This is a genomic window from Streptomyces sp. sk2.1 (assembly GCF_008120935.1).
Lineage (GTDB): Bacteria > Actinomycetota > Actinomycetes > Streptomycetales > Streptomycetaceae > Streptomyces.
In genome coordinates, this window is the sequence record NZ_RDBO01000005.1 from 61312 (window position 1) to 79784 (window position 18473).

Annotated in this window: 15 protein-coding genes; 5 read left to right on the forward strand and 10 right to left on the reverse strand. The window is 72.2% G+C overall.

The genetic code is table 11. From position 1 onward, the window contains the following. Nucleotides 1-28 precede the first annotated feature (28 nt). Entirely contained in the window at nt 29-922 is an 894-nt protein-coding gene (locus EAO76_RS00535) for an NADP-dependent oxidoreductase (RefSeq protein ID WP_148832263.1), read from the reverse strand. Between the two features lie 79 nt (nt 923-1001). On the opposite strand from EAO76_RS00535, the gene EAO76_RS00540 reads away from it, so the two are divergent. The 5 genes from EAO76_RS00540 to EAO76_RS00565 all read left to right on the forward strand — a co-directional run bounded on the left by EAO76_RS00540 (nt 1002) and on the right by EAO76_RS00565 (nt 5270). Then, nucleotides 1002-1604: a TetR/AcrR family transcriptional regulator gene (locus tag EAO76_RS00540; RefSeq protein WP_148832130.1), complete on the forward strand. Its 603-nt coding sequence runs from the start codon at nt 1002-1004 to the stop codon at nt 1602-1604. Nucleotides 1605-1760: 156 nt separating this feature from the next. Beyond that, complete coding sequence (locus EAO76_RS00545) at nt 1761-2309, forward strand: YciI family protein (protein ID WP_148832265.1); 549 nt, start codon at nt 1761-1763, stop codon at nt 2307-2309. Between the two features lie 58 nt (nt 2310-2367). Beyond that, entirely contained in the window at nt 2368-3519 is a 1152-nt protein-coding gene (locus tag EAO76_RS00550; RefSeq protein ID WP_148832133.1) for a GDSL-type esterase/lipase family protein, read from the forward strand. Between the two features lie 386 nt (nt 3520-3905). Continuing rightward, nucleotides 3906-4094 (forward strand): hypothetical protein, encoded by a 189-nt coding sequence (locus tag EAO76_RS00560; RefSeq protein ID WP_148832140.1) that lies wholly within the window; start codon nt 3906-3908, stop codon nt 4092-4094. A gap of 249 nt (nt 4095-4343) precedes the next feature. Further along, nucleotides 4344-5270 carry an SDR family oxidoreductase gene (locus tag EAO76_RS00565; RefSeq protein ID WP_148832143.1) on the forward strand — a complete coding sequence of 309 codons (927 nt, stop codon included), beginning with the start codon at nt 4344-4346 and terminating at the stop codon, nt 5268-5270. A gap of 29 nt (nt 5271-5299) precedes the next feature. Here EAO76_RS00565 and EAO76_RS00570 read toward each other — a convergent pair whose 3' ends face one another. The 9 genes from EAO76_RS00570 to EAO76_RS00610 form a co-directional block, all read right to left on the reverse strand. Continuing rightward, on the reverse strand, nt 5300-6709 hold the full coding sequence (locus EAO76_RS00570) for an MFS transporter (RefSeq protein ID WP_148832267.1): 1410 nt from the start codon (nt 6707-6709) through the stop codon (nt 5300-5302). 50 nt (nt 6710-6759) lie between these two features. Beyond that, a complete protein-coding gene (locus tag EAO76_RS00575) occupies nt 6760-7416 on the reverse strand; it encodes a TetR/AcrR family transcriptional regulator (RefSeq protein ID WP_148832146.1) in 657 nt (218 codons plus the stop codon). Between the two features lie 97 nt (nt 7417-7513). Beyond that, nucleotides 7514-7957, reverse strand: a complete 444-nt coding sequence (locus EAO76_RS00580) for a nuclear transport factor 2 family protein (protein WP_148832149.1) — start codon at nt 7955-7957, stop codon at nt 7514-7516. Between the two features lie 395 nt (nt 7958-8352). Next, nucleotides 8353-9231, reverse strand: a complete 879-nt coding sequence (locus tag EAO76_RS00585) for an NAD(P)-dependent oxidoreductase (RefSeq protein WP_148832154.1) — start codon at nt 9229-9231, stop codon at nt 8353-8355. A 49-nt stretch (nt 9232-9280) separates the two neighbouring features. Continuing rightward, nucleotides 9281-10840, reverse strand: coding sequence for an acetolactate synthase large subunit (locus tag EAO76_RS00590; protein ID WP_148832156.1), 1560 nt, complete (start codon nt 10838-10840; stop codon nt 9281-9283). A 21-nt stretch (nt 10841-10861) separates the two neighbouring features. Continuing rightward, a complete protein-coding gene (locus EAO76_RS00595) occupies nt 10862-11566 on the reverse strand; it encodes a TauD/TfdA family dioxygenase (protein ID WP_148832159.1) in 705 nt (234 codons plus the stop codon). A 106-nt stretch (nt 11567-11672) separates the two neighbouring features. Continuing rightward, nucleotides 11673-12716 carry a zinc-binding dehydrogenase gene (locus EAO76_RS00600; protein WP_148832162.1) on the reverse strand — a complete coding sequence of 348 codons (1044 nt, stop codon included), beginning with the start codon at nt 12714-12716 and terminating at the stop codon, nt 11673-11675. A 53-nt stretch (nt 12717-12769) separates the two neighbouring features. Beyond that, nucleotides 12770-14056 (reverse strand): ATP-grasp domain-containing protein, encoded by a 1287-nt coding sequence (locus EAO76_RS00605; protein WP_148832165.1) that lies wholly within the window; start codon nt 14054-14056, stop codon nt 12770-12772. Beyond that, nucleotides 14056-18459, reverse strand: a complete 4404-nt coding sequence (locus tag EAO76_RS00610) for a non-ribosomal peptide synthetase (protein WP_148832168.1) — start codon at nt 18457-18459, stop codon at nt 14056-14058. Before EAO76_RS00610 ends, EAO76_RS00605 begins: the two co-directional genes overlap by 1 nt. Nucleotides 18460-18473: the final 14 nt, after the last annotated feature.

Below are 18473 nucleotides of genomic sequence, written 5' to 3' on the forward strand. Positions count from 1 at the left end.
CTCCGAGGCCGCGGCGCCGACCAAATCCTCAGACCAGCAGGACCCGGCGCCCGCGGGTGTGACCGGCCCGGCTGTCGATGTGCGCCGCCGCGGCCTCGGAGAGCGGGTACGACTTCTCGACCGGGATGTGGAGCCTTCCCCGCGTGATGAGGTCGACGGCCTCGGCGAGCGCTTCCGGCACGCTCCCGGCCGTGCCGGAGAACCGGACGCCGAGCCGGGGCGCGCTCAGGTCGGCGATGGAGACCACCTTCCGCGGATCCCCGGTCAGTTCGACGAGTTTGCGGATCACGCCCGACCCCGCCAGGTCGAGAGCCGCGTCGACCCGGCCGAGCCGCCGCACCCGCCCGACCCAGCCCTCGCCGTACGTCGTGGCAAGGGCCCCCAGGCCGCGCAGGTAGTCCTGGTTCGGGGCCCCGGCCGTGCCGATCACCGTGATGCCGCGGTCCCGGGCGATCTGCAGCACCGCCGATCCGACCCCTCCGGACGCGCCGCTGACCAGCAGCGTCCGCCCGGGCCGCACGCCGACCTCGCGGATGACGCGCAGCGCGGTCTCCACCACGGAGGGGTACCCCGCCGCCTCCTCGAACGACAGCCCCTCGGGCACCCGGGCCCAGGCCGACAGCACGGCGAACTCGGCGTAGGTACTCGCCCCTTCACCGAACACGCGGTCGCCGACCTCGACCCCTTCGACGCCCTCGCCGACCTCGTCCACCACCCCGGACGCGTCCAGCCCGACCCCGGAGGGAAGCTGGATCGGATGGGCGCCCAGGACCTGGCCCTCGCGGATCCTCCAGTCGACGGGGTTCACCCCCGCCGCCCGCACGGCGATGCGTATGCGGCCGGGGCTCGCGTGGGGCTTCTCGGCGTCCACGAGCCGCAGGACGTCCGGACCGCCGAACTCGGCGAAGCTCACTTTCTTCATGGTCTCCATGCCGACGACCATAACGCTAACGGTTAGTGTTTTGAAACAGTTACAGATTTGCATTTGGTAGCGTTACGGCATGACCGTCCCGACCGGGCGCCGTGAGCGCAAGAAGGCCGCGACCCGCCAGAAGATCGCGGACGCCGCCCTGCGGCTCTTCCTGGAACGCGGGTACGACGCGGTGGGCATCCGTGACGTGGCGGCCGAGGCCGACGTGGCCGTCACCACGCTCTTCTCCCACTTCGCCTCGAAAGAGGCCCTGGTGTTCGAGCGGGACGAGGAGTTCGAGCAGAGCCTCACGCGGGCGGTCACCGACCGGGCGCCGCACGAGCCGCTCGTCCCCGCACTGCGCCGCGCGACCGAGGCCCTGGTACGGCACTGCACGGCGGACGGCGCCGCCCCGATCTGGCACATGATCGACTCCTCGTCGGCCCTGCGGGAGTACGAGGAGTCGATGCGGCTGCGTCATGCGGAGTCGCTGGCCGCGGCCATCGCCGCCGACCCCGATCTGCGGCGGACCGCGACGGCCTGCCGGGCGGTCGCGAGGTTCGTGATCGACGCCTATTCGCTGGCCCGTGAGGCGGCCGATCCGGAGGCCGCGCTCGACGAGGTCTTCCGGATGATCGAGGCGGCCTGGGAGGCCGCCCGCCCCTCGGAGGACCACCGCCCGGCGGCTTCCTGACCCGGAACGGCCCTCTCCGACCCGGAACGACGTCCTTGCCGCAGTGGCGCCGTGGTGGCTACGCCGTCCGACGGAATGCTGTTCCGTCCGGAATGCCAGGGCTTCGGCGGCAAAGCCGGTTGAGATGGCACCCTTGGTGAGGAAAGCTCTGTGACCATGGAGTACTTCTGCTATCACCGGGACCGGCCGGGCTCCCTCGCGTTGCGCGAGGAGCTGCTGGAGGAGCACTGGTCCTACATGGACCGGTACGCGAAGGAACTGATCGCCCGCGGCCCGACCTTCACCGAAGACGGTGAGACGCTCACCGGGAGCGTGCACATCGTCGGTCTGCCCGACCCCGCCGCCGCCCGCGCATTCGCCTTCGACGAACCCAACTACCAGGCCGGAGCGTACCGGGACGTGCTGCTGCGCCGGTGGCACAACGTGCTGGGGCGCACCATGTGGGACTTTCCCGGCGACCGAAGCAGCGGCAGCCAATACCTGGTCCTCGGCCTCGGCGAAGGCCCGGCCGCAGACCTCACCCCACCACCCGACCAGGACGAACTGATCGCCTACGGACCACTGCTGTCCGACGACAACGACACATGGCTCGGCACCGCCGCACTGCTCCGGGCCCCGGACCCGGATGCGGCACGCACCGTCCTGACCCCGGACCGGTACGCGGACATCGAGGTCCACGCCTGGGAGTTCGGCGGACGCCGATGAACCACGAAGACACCGGCCCGATGGCACCCCCGGAACACAACGACCCGGGACAGGAACGATGACGGTGACGATGCGGACGGTCCCGCTGGTCGGCGGACCGGTGGAATTACGGGGCGCGCTGGACCTGGAGACCACAGCGGCAGGGGTGATGCCGCGCCGGCTGCCCGCGTGGACCAAGGAGCAGTACCAGGACCCGTCGGTCCACGGAGTGACCGTGATGCCTTCGGGAGTGCGGCTGGTGTTCCGCACCGATGCACGCGCACTGGAGCTGGAGATACTCACCTCCACCGGCCAGCTCGCCACCGACCCCCACCCCCGCCCGACCGGCATGCTGGAGCTGCTGGTGGACGGTGCCCTGGCCGGACGCCGACAGACACCGGTGGGCAACGTACTGAGAATGGCGGGCCCCAAAGCCGCACAGCGACTCATCCCGGGCAAACCCGGAACCGTACGGTTCGCCGGACTGCCGGCCGGCATGAAGAACGTCGAGCTGTGGCTTCCGCAACAGACCCCCACGGAACTGGTGGCACTGCGCGCCGACGGCGACGTACTGGCGCCACTGCAGGACGGGCGACGCCGCTGGGTGCACCACGGCAGCTCCATCAGCCACTGCATCGAGGCCGACGGTCCGACCGGGACCTGGCCGGTGGTGGCAGCCGCGCTCGGAGGCGTGGAGGTGATCAACCTCAGCCAGGCGGGCAACGCGCTGCTGGACCCCTACGTCGCCCGGACGATCCGCGACACGCCCGCCGACCTGATCAGCCTGAAGGTGGGCATCAACATCGTGGGCCTGTCCGCCTTCCGACTGCGGACGTTCGGCCCGGCCGTACACGGATTCCTGGACACGATCCGGGACGGCCACCCGGACACCCCACTCCTGCTGATCTCCCCGGTGAGCTGCCCGGCCCTTGAACAGGTCCCCGGCCCGACCAGGACCGGACCGGACGGAAGGATCACCGCCCTGGGCGACCCGGCCGACGTGGCCGACGGCGCACTGTCACTGACGGTGGTCCGCACCGAGCTGGCCCGGATCGTCGCAGCACGACAGGCATCCGATCCCCACCTCCACTGTCTCGACGGACGAGCACTGCTCGGCCCGGACGAGACGGACGACCTGCCCGACGGCCTTCACCCCACCGCCGCCGCGTACCGCCGCATGGGCAAGCGCTTCGCTGCCCACGCCTTCACACCCCACGGTCCCTTCCACTGAGCCGTTCTTGCCCTCCGGTGTCGAAACGCGCTTCGAACCGGGCCGCCGGCCCGGGCATTCGCCGGACGCCGGGGCGGCCTTCGTCTGATCATGTGCTCCGCCCCGGGACGGGTCAGGCGCGTCAGCCCGACCGCCGAGTGCATCGCACCCGGCGCACACAGCACCGCGTCCACCAGCTCGAACAGCTCATTGCCTCGAACGGTCGGACACGCGTACTTGCACACGGAGCTTGCCGGTCCGAGCGGTGTACTGACGTTGCCTCACGCAGCCCTGATGGTGCATGGCCAGGCTTGACGTTGCTCTGCCCAAGCGGATGGGCGAGGCTTCTTTGAACTCAAGGCTACTCAGATCCGGGGATCAGGAACACGTACTTCGAGACCCGGGACGTGACGCAGTGGCATGCCCGCCTGCGCCGTCTGCGCGCCGGGGAGGAGCGGATCGACTGGTCGACGACCCGGGTCGACACCTTCTGCGGACGTCTGGTGCGTCCGACCACCTATCGGCTGAGCCTGTTCGTACCCGACCCCCCCCCGCACGATCCGGACCATGAGCCCCGGGACCGTTCCTGGCCGTGAGCACCCGGATCGTTCCTGGCCGTGAGCCCCGGGACCGTTTCCGGCCATGGGTATCCGGGCCGTTGACCCTGCCGGCGCCCGGTCGGGGGATGTTCGCGGGACGGAGGAGGAAAGGCGACACAAGGTGTCCGGTTTCGGGCCGAGCATGGTTCCGTCGGCAGTCGAAAGGCGCCGGCGAGTACCGACGCGGGCCGACGCCCGCGGACGGAGAAGAGCGGAACCGAACGGACAAGGACACCGAGGGAACTCATGCCCGACAGGACGACACCGGACCTCGAAGGAAAGATCGCACTGGTCGCGGGGGCCACACGGGGCGCGGGACGCGGCATCGCCGTCCAGCTCGGCGCGGCGGGCGCCACCGTCTACGTCACCGGCCGCACCACCCGGGAACGACGCTCGGAGTACGACCGGCCCGAGACGATCGAGGAGACCGCGGAACTCGTCACCGCCGCGGGCGGAACCGGTATCGCGGTCCCGACCGACCACCTGGAGCCCGACCGGGTCCGCGCACTGGCCGAACGCGTCGACGCCGAACAGGGGCGGCTCGACGTACTGGTCAACGACATCTGGGGCGGCGAGCGGCTGTTCGAGTTCGACCGGCCGGTGTGGGAGCACGACCTCGACAACGGACTGCGGCTGCTCCGGCTGGGCGTGGAGACACACGCGATCACCAGCCACTTCCTGTTGCCCCTGCTGGTACGCCGACCGGGCGGCCTCGTGGTCGAGATGACCGACGGGACCGCCGCCTACAACACGGCGAACTACCGCAACTCCTACTTCTACGACCTGGTCAAGAACAGTGTGCTGCGCATGGCGTTCGTCCTCGGGCACGAACTGGAACCGCACGGCGGTACGGCGGTTGCCCTCACCCCGGGCTGGCTGCGCTCGGAGATGATGCTCGACGCGTTCGGCGTCACCGAGGACAACTGGCGTGACGCAGTGGCCACGGTGCCGCACTTCTGCATCTCGGAGAGTCCCGCGTACGTCGGACGGGCCGTCGCCGCGCTGGCCGGTGACCCCGACGCCACGCGCTGGAACGGCCGGTCGCTGTCCAGCGGCGGGCTCGCCCAGGAGTACGGCTTCACCGATCTCGACGGCTCCCGTCCGGACTGCTGGCGCTACCTGGCCGAGGTCGAGGCCGCGGGTGCACCGGCCGACGCCACCGGCTACCGGTGACCGACGCCACCGGCTGCCGGTGACCGGACTCACCGGCGATCGGCCCGGGTGGGGGCGGCGGCCGCCCAGCCGTCCGTGCGTCGAGCAGGCGCCGCCTGTGGTGCCGGTGCCTGCGCCGGGCGCGCGGAGCCCGATTCGTGTCCCCCGTGATCGGCCGGGCGCCGGGGCAGCCGCGACGCGGGCAGCAGGCCGAGCGCGGCGAGTGCGGCCAGGACCAGCAGGGCGGGACCCATCGTCGAAACGGCGGACCCGGTCGCGCCGGCCGCGACGGCGATGCCGAGGGTCGGCCCGATGTTCATGGCGGTCTGTTTGAGTCCACCGACGACCCCGGCGTACCCGGGCGGCGCGTCGCCGACGACGGTCCCGGTGGCGGTGACCATCACCGCGGCGAACCCGGCGCCGATGACGGCGAAGGCCGGGGTCATCGCCGTCCACGGACTGGTCGGGCCGAGCCGGGACAGCCACGCGATGCCGGCCGCGACGAGGGCCGTGCCGACGATCGCGGTGCTGCGCGCACCGTACCGGCGCAGTGCGGCGCCCGCGGCCGGTGCGCCGAGGACCATGAGCGCGGTCAGCGGAAGAACGCGCAGACCGGTGGCGAGCGGGTCGAGGCGAAGGGTGTCCTGGAGGTAGAACGTGGCTTTGAACAGCGCCCCGAACAGACCGGCGCCGATGACCAGCAGGATCGCCATCGACGCCGTCACCGGTGCGGACCGCGCCACGGCCGGTGGAACGATCGGGTGCGTGGTGCGGCGTTCGTGCCGGGCGAGCGCCGCTGCGACGCCCGCGACGGCGAGGAGTTCGAGCAGTGTCGGTGCGGCGGTCCACCCCCGCGCGGGCACCTCGGCCAGGACGTGGACCAGGAGCGCGAGTGCGATCGCGAGCAGGCCCGCACCGGTGAGGCCGAGCCGGGAGGAGTACGCACGCCCGGGTGCCGGCGCCCGCACGGCGAGGACGAGGGCCGCGATGACCAACGCGACGGGCACGTTGATCCAGAACACCGCGCGCCAGCCCAGATGCGCCACGAGCACACCGCCGAGGATCGGACCGGACCCCGCCGCCACCGCGATCGCACCGGTGCGGACGGCGATGGGCGTGCCGAGCCGGTCCGCGGGATGTGTCAGCCGCAGCAGCGCGAGCGTCGCGGGCTGCAGGAGCGCGCCGAACCCGCCCTGCACCGCGCGCAGGGCCACCACCCAGCCGATGGACGGCGCGAGCGCGATCCCGGCCGAGGCGGCCCCGAAGCCGAGGACGCCGACGAGCAGCAGGCGCGGATGCCCGTACCGGTCCCCGAGGCGCCCGGCGATGACGAGCAACGCGGCCACCGCGACCAGGTAACCGGTGCTCGTCCACTGGACCTGCGCCGTGCTCGCGCCGAGGTCACGCTGCAGGCCGGGCTGCGCCACGAGCAGGACGGTGCCGTCCAGCGCGACGATCATCGCCCCTGCCACGCAGACCAGGAGTGCGAGCCGCCGCTGTACGGGGGAGGTCACGGGGCCACCGGGCCGAGATGGGCGTCCAGAACCGCCGCGACGATCCGGTCGCGTCCGTCGTCTTCGGGTTCACCGTTCAACGGTTGGGCTCCGAGGGCGAGTTGCAGGCTGCCCCAGGACCACAGCTGGGCGACGCCGTGCAGGTTCGACCACAGGGCGGCGGCGACCACGGCGGGCGGCGGTCCGGCCCGATCCGGCCCGTCGGTGCGTCGCGCGGCGTCCTGCTCCGATCGGCACCGGGCGACGAGTTCGGTGATGTGCTCGAACAGCGGGAGGGTCGACTCGCGCAGCCGGGGCCCGTCCGACGCCTGCGCAGTGCTGTCGAGCAGGTCGTGCCGGAACATCAGCTCGAACATGCCGCGCCGTTCCAGCGCGTACCCGACGTACACGCGCGCGACGGCCTCCAACCGGCCGCGCGGTGTGGCCGCGTCGGCGACCGCGGCCTCGAACCGGGCTCCGAGGTCCTGGAAGCCGCGACGGGCGACAGCCGAGAGCAGCGCGTGGTGCGTGGGGAAGTAGCGACGCGGCGCCCCGTGCGACACCCCGGCCCGACGGGCCGTTTCCCTCAGGCCCACGGACGCGGAGCCCTCGTTGAGCACGAGGTCCACCCCGGCATCGATCAACCGCTCGCGGAGGGAGTTCTCATCAGCCATGGACACTGTCTACCAACAATTGGTAGACAGTGTCTACTCGCTTGGGTGATCATGCCGCTTGTTCGTGGGGACAGGGCTCCGGGGCGGGGCGCCGGGGTCAGGAAGGGGTGCACGCCTCGGCGATCGACATGCTGTTCTCGTAGAGGTGGTGCCGGGTGATCCGGCCCTCCTCGACGGTGAGGCGCAGCGCGAAGGGGCCCTCGAAGGACTTCCCCGTCGCGCGCACGGTCCCCGAGAGGTGCCCCATCAGGACGGCGTCGGTGCCGTCGACGAGGAACGTGTCGACGGAGGCCCGCGCGTCCTCGGCCACCGTGTGCTCGGCCAATTCCCCGGCCTGGGCGGCGCATTCGGCCCCGGTGGAGCGCGGCCTGATCCACGGGACCACGGGGTTCTCGGCGAGCATCCAGTCGACGTCGTCGGCGAAGAGCGCGACGATCCGCCCGGTGTCCCCGGCGATCCGGGCGGCGAGGAACTCCTGGACGACGCGGCGGGTGGTGTCGGCTACGGAACTCGCGTTGTTCTCGGCTGACTTGACGGTCATGGTCGCTCCTCGGTCCTGGGTGCCGGAATCCTCGTCGGGCATCTCGTCGACGTGCACCACACTGCCGCGGCGGGGGAGTGCGGTCGATTACGTCGGAAGTAATGGCCGGGCGGGGCCACGTCTTTCGCCCGCGCCCTGGTACTGCAACGGTTTTTGCGGTGGCGGTCGGGCAGGTCGGCCGTTGGTCTGCTCATGGGTGGGAAACCGTCTGATGTCCGGTCGTGGGCGTCCCCGCAACGAAGAAGTGCCTCGCACTCGGCGAGGCCACCGGCATCCCGGCCGGGATGCCGGTGGGCCTGTCCCGGACCAGCCGGTGGCCGGCCTCGGGCGAGGGCTCCCTCGTGGCTGTCCCGGCATGCTGAGACAGCTCATGGTGTTGCCCGGTGCGGTCCGTCTCACGGGCGGAGCGCTGCCATGAGGTTCTCGACCAGTTGGGTTTCCGCCCGCTTCACCGACTCGGTGGTCCGTGCCGCGTAGAGATCGTGCACGTCGATGCCCGGGACCCGGCGCACGGGGTCGCCGACGGCGTGAGCCGCACACGAGTCCAGGGCCACGCGGCCCGCACGGCCCGACTGCCAGGTGCGCAGGTCGCTCTCGGCCATGGGCAGGCCCAGTGTCGTCACGACGACGAAGGCGTCCCCGGGGATCAGGCGCAGGTCCTGGAGCGTGACGACGTGCCGGTAGGCCGGTGAGTGGAAGGACAGGCAGTCCGCGGAGCCGAGCACCTCGGCCAGCGGGGCCCAGCGCGCATCGCCCTCCGCCGTGGAGCGGGGAGTCGGCGTGTGGAAGAGGACCCGCATGCCCAGCGCGGCGGCGACCGAGGCAACGCGCCGGGCCACGGGGCCGTAGCCGATGAGCCCCAGGCGCCGCCCCGCCAGCTCCCCCGGCGCCTGCCCGCTGTGCCGCACGTGGGCGAGGAGCTGCTCGATCACGAACTCGACCGTGCCGATGTCGCCGTAGCCGTAGATGGGCGACACGGTGATGCCCTCGCGCCGCGCGTGGTCCAGGTCGACGCGATCGGTGGACGTGGCACGCAGACCCACGTACCGAAGGGCGGGCAGTTGGCTCAGGTGCCCGGCGTCGAGACGGTCCTTCCAGCCTGCCAGCAGGGCGTCCGTCCGCGCGAAGGACTCACCCGTGTCCGAGTCCGGTGACGGCCACTGGGTCAGGTGCAGCGGCGGCCTCTCGCTCAGCGGGCGCAGGGCGTCGAGGAGGCCTGGGGACGGCCATACGCCGGGCAGGAGGGAGACCTGCCGGAACACGGGAGTGGGCACCGTTCTTCCTTCCTTTTGGGGGTGGCAGTGGTCGGGGCGGTCGGGGAGATCAGGAACCGCCCGTCACGGGCGGCACCACCGCGTCGATGAGGTGCGGGCCCGGTTCCGCGACAGCCGCGCGCAGCTGACGGGTGAACTCCTCGGCCGTGCGGGCCCGCGTCGCCGGGACTCCCATGCCGTTCGCCATCGCCACGAAGTCGAGCCCCGGGATGTCGATGAACGACCGGCTGCGCCGCACCTCCTCGCCCTCGAACGCCCCGACCCGCCGCAGCTCGGAGTCGAGGATCGCGTACGAGGCGTTGTTGAAGACGACCGTGGTCACATCGAGGCCCTCGCGCGCCTGCGTCCACAGCGACTGGAGGGTGTACATCGCGCTGCCGTCCGCCTCCAGATTGAGGACGGGACGGTCCGGGCAGGCGACGGCCGCGCCCGTGGCGACCGGCATTCCCATGCCGATCGAACCGCCGGTGATGTTGAGCCAGTCGTGCACGGGCGCGCCGGCGGTGGCGCCCGGCAGCCACTGGTCGGACGTCATGGCCTCATCGACGACGACGGCCCCTTCCGGCAGCAGCGCGCCGATGACGGCCGCGGCCTTCCGGGCCGTCAGCTCCCCGCCCGGCAGCCCCGGCCTGTCCGTGTCGGTGACGAGTGGCGCGGTGCCGGGTGCCACCAGGTCGGCCAGGTATTCGAGGGCTCCGGGTGCGGCGCCGAGGTCGTGCACGTCGCACCCGGCCGGGATCAGGGTGCTCGGCTTGCCCGGGTAGGCGAAGAACGAGACGGGCTCGCGCGTGCCGGCCAGGACGAGATGCCGTGCTCCGGCGAGGCGTCGTGCCGCCAGGTCCCTGGGGTAGGGCAGCCGGTCGAAGCGCGGGAGGCCCGCCCCTCGCTCGTGCCGTGCCGGGGACTTCTCGGCCAGGACGTCGGCCCCGGTCGCCGCGGCGATGCGGCTCGCCGCCGCCAGGCCCGCGCGCCGCATGTTGCCGCCCCCGACGAGCAGGAGGCACTCCTCGTTCTCGCGCAGGGTCTTGGCGATCCGCTCCACCGCGACCTCGTCGAACGACGGGGCCTGCGCGGCGGGTACGGGCACGGGGATTCCGCCGTCGGACCAGCAGACGTCCGACGGCAGGACGAGCGTGGCGACGCCGCCCGGGAGGTGGCCGACCGGAGTCCGCGCGGCCCGGATGGCGTCGGCGGCGTCCTGCCCCGCGTCGGCGGAACGCTCGGTCCTGCGCACCCACGCCGACACCGTCCCGGCCATGCTCTCGATGTCGGAGTCCAGGGGCGCGTCGAACGGTTTGTGGTACGTCGCGTGGTCGCCCACCAGGTTGATCAGCGGCGTACCGGCGCGGCGGGCGTTGTGCAGGTTCGCGAGACCGTTGCCGAGGCCGGGCCCCAGGTGCAGCAGTGTCGAGGCGGGCCTGCCCGCCATCCGGCCGTACCCGTCGGCGGCGCCCGTCGCCACCCCCTCGAACAGACAGAGGACGCCGCGGATCTCCGGCGTCGAGACCATGCCTGCGACGAGGTGCATCTCGGAGGTGCCCGGATTGGTGAAACAGATGTCGATCCCGCCGTGCACAAGGGTGTTGAGCACTGCTCGAGCGCCGTTCATGGTGGTGCCTGCCTTTCGGGGTCAGCCTGCGATCTGGACGCGCTTGAGGTGCCGCTGTGGGTCCTCGAAGGCATTGCGGGAGTGCAGCATCCGCCAGTTGTCCCAGACCACGAGGTCCCTCTTCTCGTAGCGGATGGCGATGTGGTTCTCCTCGTAAAGGGCGCCGCCGCGGTCGATGAGACGTCGTGCCAGCTCGTCGCCCTCGGGTATCTCCAGGTAGCTGGTCGAGTACCGGAGGATCAGCTCGCCGTCGCGCTCCTCCAGGACCGGGTGCTCCGCGGTGGGCACCACGCCGCGGCGGGCGAGGCCCTCCGTGGACTTCCACCGGTACACGGTGTCGAGGAAGTGCTGCCGCTCGCTCGCGTCGAACTCCGCGAGCACGCGGTTCCCGTCGAGCATCGTGGTCTCGCCGCCGCGCCCCTCGGCCGGCTTGACGCACCACAGCGCGAGATACCGCGGCGGCGTGCCGCGGAACTCATATCCCTCCGTATGGGGCTGCAACCCCCCGCGGTTCTGGCCGTGGTTGACGTCGTCCATGCCGCGCTCGGGCTTCACGTCCCCGACGAGGGTGCCGGTGGGCGTGGGCTGGAACTCTCCCAGCTCCTTGAGGAAGCCGACGTGGTCGAAGGACTCGGGGACGTCGACGACGTGTACGTATCCGTTGTTGCCGAGCAGTTGGCGGAACGCGTACCTCAGTACGTCGTCGGCCAGCTCGTCACCGTTCATGTCGACGCATGAGACAACACTGTCGGGCCACTTAGCCACGGTCAATCCATTCGGTTGGTGAGTACAGTTCAATTCCGGTTGTCACAGTGGGAATTCAAGCGGACGTTCAGTAACTGACCAGCACCTTCAAGGCCGTTCTCTCGTCCATGGCCTTGTAGCCGCCCGGCACTCCCTCGAGTCCGACCGTCAGGTCGAACACCGGCGACGGGTCGATCACCCCGTCCAGCACGTCCGGCAGCAGCTGCGGAATGTAGGTCCGTACGGGCGCGACGCCGCCGCGCAGCGCGACGTTCCGCTCGAAGACGTCGCTGAGGTCCAGGCCCGTTTCGCTGCCGTGCGGCACGCCGACGCAGCCGATCGAGCCGCCGTCCCTGGTGATCTGCACCGCCGTCCGCAGGGACTGTGCGGTCCCCACGGCCTCGATGACCGCGGGCACGCCCCGGCCGCGGGTCAGTTCGCGCACGGCCTCGACCGCCTCCTCCCCGCGCTCGGGGACGACATCGGTCGCGCCGAAGGACCGCGCGATGTCCGTACGGGCGGGATGCCTACCGAGCGCGATGATCCGTTCGGCGCCCAGACGCCTGGCGGCCAGCACACCGCAGAGTCCGACAGCGCCGTCACCGACGACGGCCACCGTCGCGCCGGGCCCCGCGCCCGCGCCGACCGCGCCGTGGTGGCCGGTCCCCAACACGTCCGACAGCGTCAGGAGCGCGGTGAGCAGCCGCCGGTCGGACGCCGCCTCGTTCGGGAGGCGTACGAGGGTGCCGTCGGCGTACGGCACCCGGACCGCCTCGCCCTGGCCGCCGTCCGACCCCTGCGTGCCCCAGAAGCCTCCCCGTTCGCACGACGTGGTCAGCCCCTCGGCGCAGTAGCCGCACTCGCCGTCCGACCAGACGAACGGCACGACGACCAGGTCGCCGACGGCGCAGCGCACGACGTCGGCGCCGATGTCCTCGACGACGCCGACGAACTCGTGGCCGATGCGCTGGCCCGGCTCGAAGTCGGCCACGCCCCGGTACGCCCACAGGTCGGTGCCGCAGACGCAGGAGAGCACGACCCGCACCACGGCGTCGGTGGGCCGGCGGATCACCGGGTCCGGCACCTCCTCCACCCGTACGTCGTGGGAGGCGTGGATGACGGTGGCGCGCATGCGTGGGGACCTTCCTGTTGGGCGAACTGACCGTGGGCGTAGGGATCTCGGGCCTACTGGCCCCGGGCGAACGGATCGAGCACCTCGTCCGCGGCGGCGAGCAGTTCGCCCATCGTCGTCGGGGGCTCCTGCTCGGACGGTTTGGTAAGGATCTTGATCGACTCGGCGACCCGCCGGGCCCCGCGCGCGGCGGCCGCGCTGTTCTCCGCGCGCACCACGACCACCCCGGACCGGTCCTCCGACCAGTGCAGCGGGCGGACGTCCTGGCCCGGCTCGGCCTTGACCTCGACGCGCACCACACCATCGGCCGCGCGGGCCTCGTCGACGCCCTCGACCGACTCCACTCGCCCGGCGGGCGGTGTGAGGAAGCGCACCGCGGCGGCGCCGTCGGCGGCCGGTTCCGGGACGGTGACCGGGGCGGGCAGGGCGAGTCGGTACGTGAGCCGCTCCAGGTCGACGCCGTACACCATGGCCACGAGTTCGTTGATGTGCCCCCCCGCACAGCGGTTGTGGGACTCCACCACGCGCGGCCCGTCGGCGGTGAGGATGACCTCCGTGTGCGCGGGGCCCTCGACCAGGCCGACGGCGTCCAGCATCCGGCAGGTGAGCGCGGCGACCGCGGAGGCATCGTCCTGGCTCAGCTCCGCCGGGACCACGTGGCCCAGCGCGACCACGCCGTCGCCGTTGTCCTTGCCGGTGATCGCGAGGACGGAGTGCCGACCCGCCACGGAGAAGCTCTCCACGCTGAGTTCGGGACCGACCAGGAGTTCCTCGACCATGAAGTCGCGTACGCCGAAGGAGGCCAGCCAGTCCCAGGCCTCGGCCGCCTCGCCGGGCGAGCGGACCTTGCGCACCGCGAGGCTGCCCGACCCCATTGTCGGCTTCACCACCGCCCCGCCGTGGTGGGCGACGAAGTCCCGCAGCGCTTCGAAGGTGGTCCCGCGCCGCACGGCGACCCGGCCCAGGCCCCGGGTGTTCAGGAGGCCGCGCAGGGCGAGTTTGTCGTGGAGCACGCGGGTCACGTCGATGCCGTTGCCCGCGAGGCCCAGGGCCGTGGTGAGGTGCCCCGCGACCAGGGGACCCGCCTCGGTCTGGCTCAGGACCCGGGTGAACGGGGCGTGTTGGTGCAGCGCCCCGGCCAGCGCGGTGACCAGGCCGATGTCCTGGTAGTCGATCAGATGGGTCTGCGCGCAGTGCTCCTTGGCGGCCGGTTCGAAGAGGGCGGGCTTGTCGACGTTCACCACGGAGAGGCCGCACTCCGCCGCCTTCCGCGCGCTCTCCGCGGTCCCGCCGAGGAGCAGGATCCGCGGTGCGTCCGGGCCCGGTGCCGAAGTGCTCATCACCGGCTCCCCTCGTCGATGGACGTCGGCAGGAACCCGGAATCGGCGAAGTACCGCACGTAGCCCATGAAGACCTTCGCGTCGATGTCCGGGCAGGTGATGCCCGTGCCCTGCAGCAGCCGACGTGTGTCGGCCGCGTCGAAGCGAACGCTGCCCTCGGGGTCGTCGTCGCGGCCGTCGCCCATGACGCCGAGCAGCGGAAAGGCGGCGTTGTCGGGCAGGGTCTCGATGGCACGCAGCCACTCCCGTACGGGGACGTCCGTGATGGAGAGGCCCAGCTCGCGTCGCACGCACGCGACGGCACGGCCGAACGGCATGAGCCGCTCACCGGCGAGGTGGAAGTTCCTGCCCGCCGCCTCGGGGTTGCTCGCGAGGGCGACGACGGCGCGGCTGACGTGGTCCACCGGGACCAGGTCGAAGGCGACGTCGTCGAGGCGCGGGGCGAGGCCCGCCTGCGCGCAGCCCTTGAGGAGCAGCCACAGGAAGTCCGCGCTCTGGCAGGCGCCGGTGGTGGAGTCCCCCGCGATGCGGGTCGGCCGGTACACGGACACCGGCAGGCCGCGCTCCCTCGCGGTCTCGACCAGTCGCTCGGCCACCCACTTGCTCTGGGTGTAGCCGTGCACGAGCGCCTCGACCGGGGTGAGGGGTTCGTCGGGCCTGAGCCGGCGGGCGGTGAGCGCCGGTCCCGCGAACACCCCGACCGTCGAGATGTGATGGACGGGGACCGTGCGGTGGGCCGCGGCGAGCCGCAGCACCTCGACGGTGCCGCAGACGTTCGCGGGCCGCGACTGGGCGTACGCCTGGGCGAGGTTGACGCTGGCTCCCGCGTGGTGGACGACGTCCACGGTGCGCGCGAGCCGGTCGAAGACCTCCTCGGAGAGGCCGAGCCGGGGCAGCGCGAGGTCGCCGGCGTGGACGACGATCCGCCCCTGTGCCTCCTCGTTCACGATGCCGTACGCCTCCTGGACCGCGCGCAGCCGTGCGGCCGCGTGCGCCTGGTCAGTACCGCGCACGAGACAGTGCACCCTGGCGGACGTACGGATGAGGAGTTCACGCAGGAGGAAGGCGCCGAGGAAGCCGGTGGCGCCGGTGAGCAGCACCTCCTTGGGGTTGGTGACGACGGTGAGTACCTGCGGCGCGGGCACGATGTCCGGCGGCAGGACCAGGTCGGCCGTCGGGTCCGGGGCGTCCGGCCGCTGCCCGAGCCGGTCCACGAGCCGAGCCAGAGCCGCGGGCGTGGGCGCGGTGAACACGCAGTTCATCGGGACCGCGACGCCGAACTCCTCACGCAGGGCGAGGGCGAGCCGCACGGCGCGCAGGGAGTCCCCTCCCCGCGCGAAGAAGTCGTCCTCGACGCCGAGGGCGCCGACTCCGAGGACCTCGGCGCACAGTTCGGTGACCCGCTTCTCGGTGGGCGTGCGCGCGGGCTCGCCCGGCGGGTGCGTCGCCTGTGCACCGGCGCGGTCGAGTGCGAGTGCCGCCCTGTCCACCTTGCCGCTGGGCGTCAACGGGAAGGAGGTCAGCGGCACACAGGTGGTCGGCACCATGAAGGAGGGCAGGCGGTCGAGGAGGGCGGACCGCAGGGCCTCGGGCGTGATGCCGTCCTCGGCGGCGGGGAGGTAGCCCGCGACGAGGCGCTTGCCGTCCCCCGGTGCCCCGTCGGTGGTGACCACCACGGCGTCGGCCACTCCGGGAACGGCCTTGACGGCGGACTCGACCTCGCCCGTCTCCACCCGATGGCCACGGATCTTGACCTGGTCGTCGGTGCGGCCGAGGAGCTCGATGCGGCCGTCGGGCAGCAGCCTTGCCAGGTCGCCGGTGCGGTACACGCGGCCCGGCGCCGGAGCATGGGGGTCGCGCAGGAACCGCTCGGCGGTGAGTTCCGGAAGACCGAGGTAGCCCTGTGCGGGGGCCCGGCCGCCGATGTGGAGTTCGCCGGTGGTGCCGACCGGGCACGGCCGCAGGGCGCCGTCCAGCACGTAGACGCGGGCGCCCGGGACGGGACGGCCGATGGAGGGGCGCTCGGGCCAGGACGCGGGCGGTCCCGCGAGGCGCTCGGCGGTGACCACGTGCGTCTCCGTCGGGCCGTACTGGTTCTCCAGCGACGCGTGGGTGAGGTCGGTGAAGAACCTTCGGATCGCGGGCGTGACGAAGAGCTGTTCCCCGGCGGTCACCACTTCCCTGAGCGAGGGGCACCGGCGCCGTGCGGCGCACGCGTAGCGAGCGAGCTGCTGGAGGGCGACGTACGGCAGGAAGAGCCGCTCGACGCGGTGCTCGCTCAGCACGTCGCACAACCGCTCGGGGTCGGTGCGCACGGCGTCGTCGATCAGGACGACGGCGCCCCCCGAGGCCCAGGTGGCGAAGAGCTCCTGGAAGGCGACGTCGAAGCTGAGTGGGGCGAACTGCAGGGTGCGGGCGCCCGGACGGGAGTCGGAGCGGCGGTGCTGCCAGTCGACGAGGCCCGCCAGCGAACGGTGCGGCATGGCCACGCCCTTGGGACGGCCGGTGGATCCGGAGGTGTAGAGCACGTACGCGATGTCGTCGTCACCGGCGGCCGGCAGCCTGGACGGGGCCTTCGCCTCTTCGCCCGCGGCGGTCCGGTGCGGCGGGACGTCGTCCAGGAAGATCACGGGGAGGTCGTCGGGCAGCGTCAGCCCGGCGGCCACGGAGCGCCGCGTCACCAGCGCCGTGGCGCCGCTGTCCCGGAGCATGTACGCGATGCGTTCGGCCGGGTATCCGGCGTCCAGCGGCACGCAGGCGCCCGCCGCCTTGAGCACCGCGAGGACCGCGACCGGCAGGTCGAAGGTGCGTTCCACGCAGACGGCCACCCGACGGCCCGCGTGCCCCCGCTCGACGAGCAGCGCCGCGACGGCGTCGGCCGACGCGTCGAGATCCCGGTAGGACAAGGTGTCCTCGCCGCGCACCACGGCGGGGGCGTCCGGGGTCCGGCGCGCGCGGTCGGCGAAGACCGTGTGCGCCAGGAGCATGGGGGCATCCTGACCCGGCCGGTCCGGGCCCGAGGTCCAGCAGCCGCGGATGAGCCGCTCCTCGGCGTCGGACAGGATCCGCAGGTCCGCAAGGGCGGTCTCGGGGCGGGCCACCGCGTCCGCGACCACCATCCGGTAGCGCTCCGCGAGGAGTTCCGCGGTGCGCCGGTCGAACAGGTCGGTCGAGTACTCCAGGAAGCCGCGCAACCCGTCGCCCTCGGGCACCACGCTCAGGAAGACGTCGTACTTCGCCGTGCCGTTGTGGAGCGCCAGCCGCTCGGTGCTCGCGCCGGGCAGGTTCAGCCCCGCGGCCTCCTGGGAGTCGGCGGTGAAGACGATCTGGAAGAGCGGGAACCTGCTGAGTGTGCGCTCCACCCCCAGCTCGCCCACGAGCCGGCTGAAGGAGACCTCCCGGTGCTCGACCGTGTCCAGGACGACGTCCTGGGTCGCGGACACCAAGGCCGCGAACGATTTGGCGGGTACGACCTTCTGACGTACCGGCAGAACTTCGGCCAGGCAAGCGATCATCGAGTCGACCGCGGGCTCGTCCCGCAGCGAGACCGGCGTCCCGATGACCAGGTCGAGCTGCCCGCTCAACCGGTGCGTGAGCGCCGTCAGGGCGGCGAGCAGCACCACGTACGGCGAACTGCGGCGGTGCTCCGCGAGTGCGCCGATGCCACGGGTCACCGTCGCGTCGAGGGTGAACTCGACCTGTCCGCCGCGGTGGCTCATCACCGCGGCCCGTGGACGGTCGGTGGGGAAGGCCGTCTCGTCGGGGGCGTCGCGCAGCGCGGTCCGCCAGTACGCCAGGTGCGCGGCGTCCGTCAGCCGTGCCGAGCGACGGCGGCGCTCCGCGTATCCGCCGATCTGCTGCGGCAGTTCGGGCAGCCCGTGTCCGGTGCCTGCGAGGGCGGCCCGGTAGCAGGCGCTGAACTCGGCGTCGAGCAGATGAAGGCTGGTGCCGTCCATCGCGGCGTGGTGCAGGGCGACGAGGAGCACCGCGTCGCCGTCCACACCGCGGGCCTGTTCGAAGAGGTACGCCCTGAGCAGCGGCGGGGCATCGAGCGGGAGCGGCGCGGCCAGCGCCTCGCGCAGGGCCTCGGTCAGCTGGTCGGCGGGCACCGAACGCCTGGTGACCGTGACCGGCCCCGCGGGCAGCACGGTCTGCACGGGCCGCTCCCCGGCCAGGTGGAGGCGGGTGCGCAGCGCCTCGTGGCGCCGGACGATCTCGGAGAGCGCGGCCTCGACGGCGGGCACGTCGAGGCGGCCGCCGATGCGGTGGGCCCATGACTCCACGTACCGCGAACGGCCGTTCTGGAACTGGTCGTTGAGCCAGATCGACTCCTGCTCGAACGACATCGGGTGGCTGGCGTGCGGCATTTCCGCCGCCCGCTGCTCGAGTTGCTGGCTGGTCACTGTGGTCCGATCTG

Bases quoted from the DNA above. Each gene is read 5' to 3' on its own strand.
- EAO76_RS00535 (WP_148832263.1), bottom strand. From the start codon at position 922: ATGAAGAAAGTGAGCTTCGCCGAGTTCGGCGGTCCGGACGTCCTGCGG.
- EAO76_RS00540 (WP_148832130.1), top strand. From the start codon at position 1,002: ATGACCGTCCCGACCGGGCGCCGTGAGCGCAAGAAGGCCGCGACCCGC.
- EAO76_RS00545 (WP_148832265.1), top strand. From the start codon at position 1,761: ATGGAGTACTTCTGCTATCACCGGGACCGGCCGGGCTCCCTCGCGTTG.
- EAO76_RS00550 (WP_148832133.1), top strand. From the start codon at position 2,368: ATGACGGTGACGATGCGGACGGTCCCGCTGGTCGGCGGACCGGTGGAA.
- EAO76_RS00565 (WP_148832143.1), top strand. From the start codon at position 4,344: ATGCCCGACAGGACGACACCGGACCTCGAAGGAAAGATCGCACTGGTC.
- EAO76_RS00570 (WP_148832267.1), bottom strand. From the start codon at position 6,709: ATGATCGTCGCGCTGGACGGCACCGTCCTGCTCGTGGCGCAGCCCGGC.
- EAO76_RS00575 (WP_148832146.1), bottom strand. From the start codon at position 7,416: ATGGCTGATGAGAACTCCCTCCGCGAGCGGTTGATCGATGCCGGGGTG.
- EAO76_RS00580 (WP_148832149.1), bottom strand. From the start codon at position 7,957: ATGACCGTCAAGTCAGCCGAGAACAACGCGAGTTCCGTAGCCGACACC.
- EAO76_RS00590 (WP_148832156.1), bottom strand. From the start codon at position 10,840: ATGAACGGCGCTCGAGCAGTGCTCAACACCCTTGTGCACGGCGGGATC.
- EAO76_RS00595 (WP_148832159.1), bottom strand. From the start codon at position 11,566: ATGAACGGTGACGAGCTGGCCGACGACGTACTGAGGTACGCGTTCCGC.
- EAO76_RS00600 (WP_148832162.1), bottom strand. From the start codon at position 12,716: ATGCGCGCCACCGTCATCCACGCCTCCCACGACGTACGGGTGGAGGAG.
- EAO76_RS00605 (WP_148832165.1), bottom strand. From the start codon at position 14,056: ATGAGCACTTCGGCACCGGGCCCGGACGCACCGCGGATCCTGCTCCTC.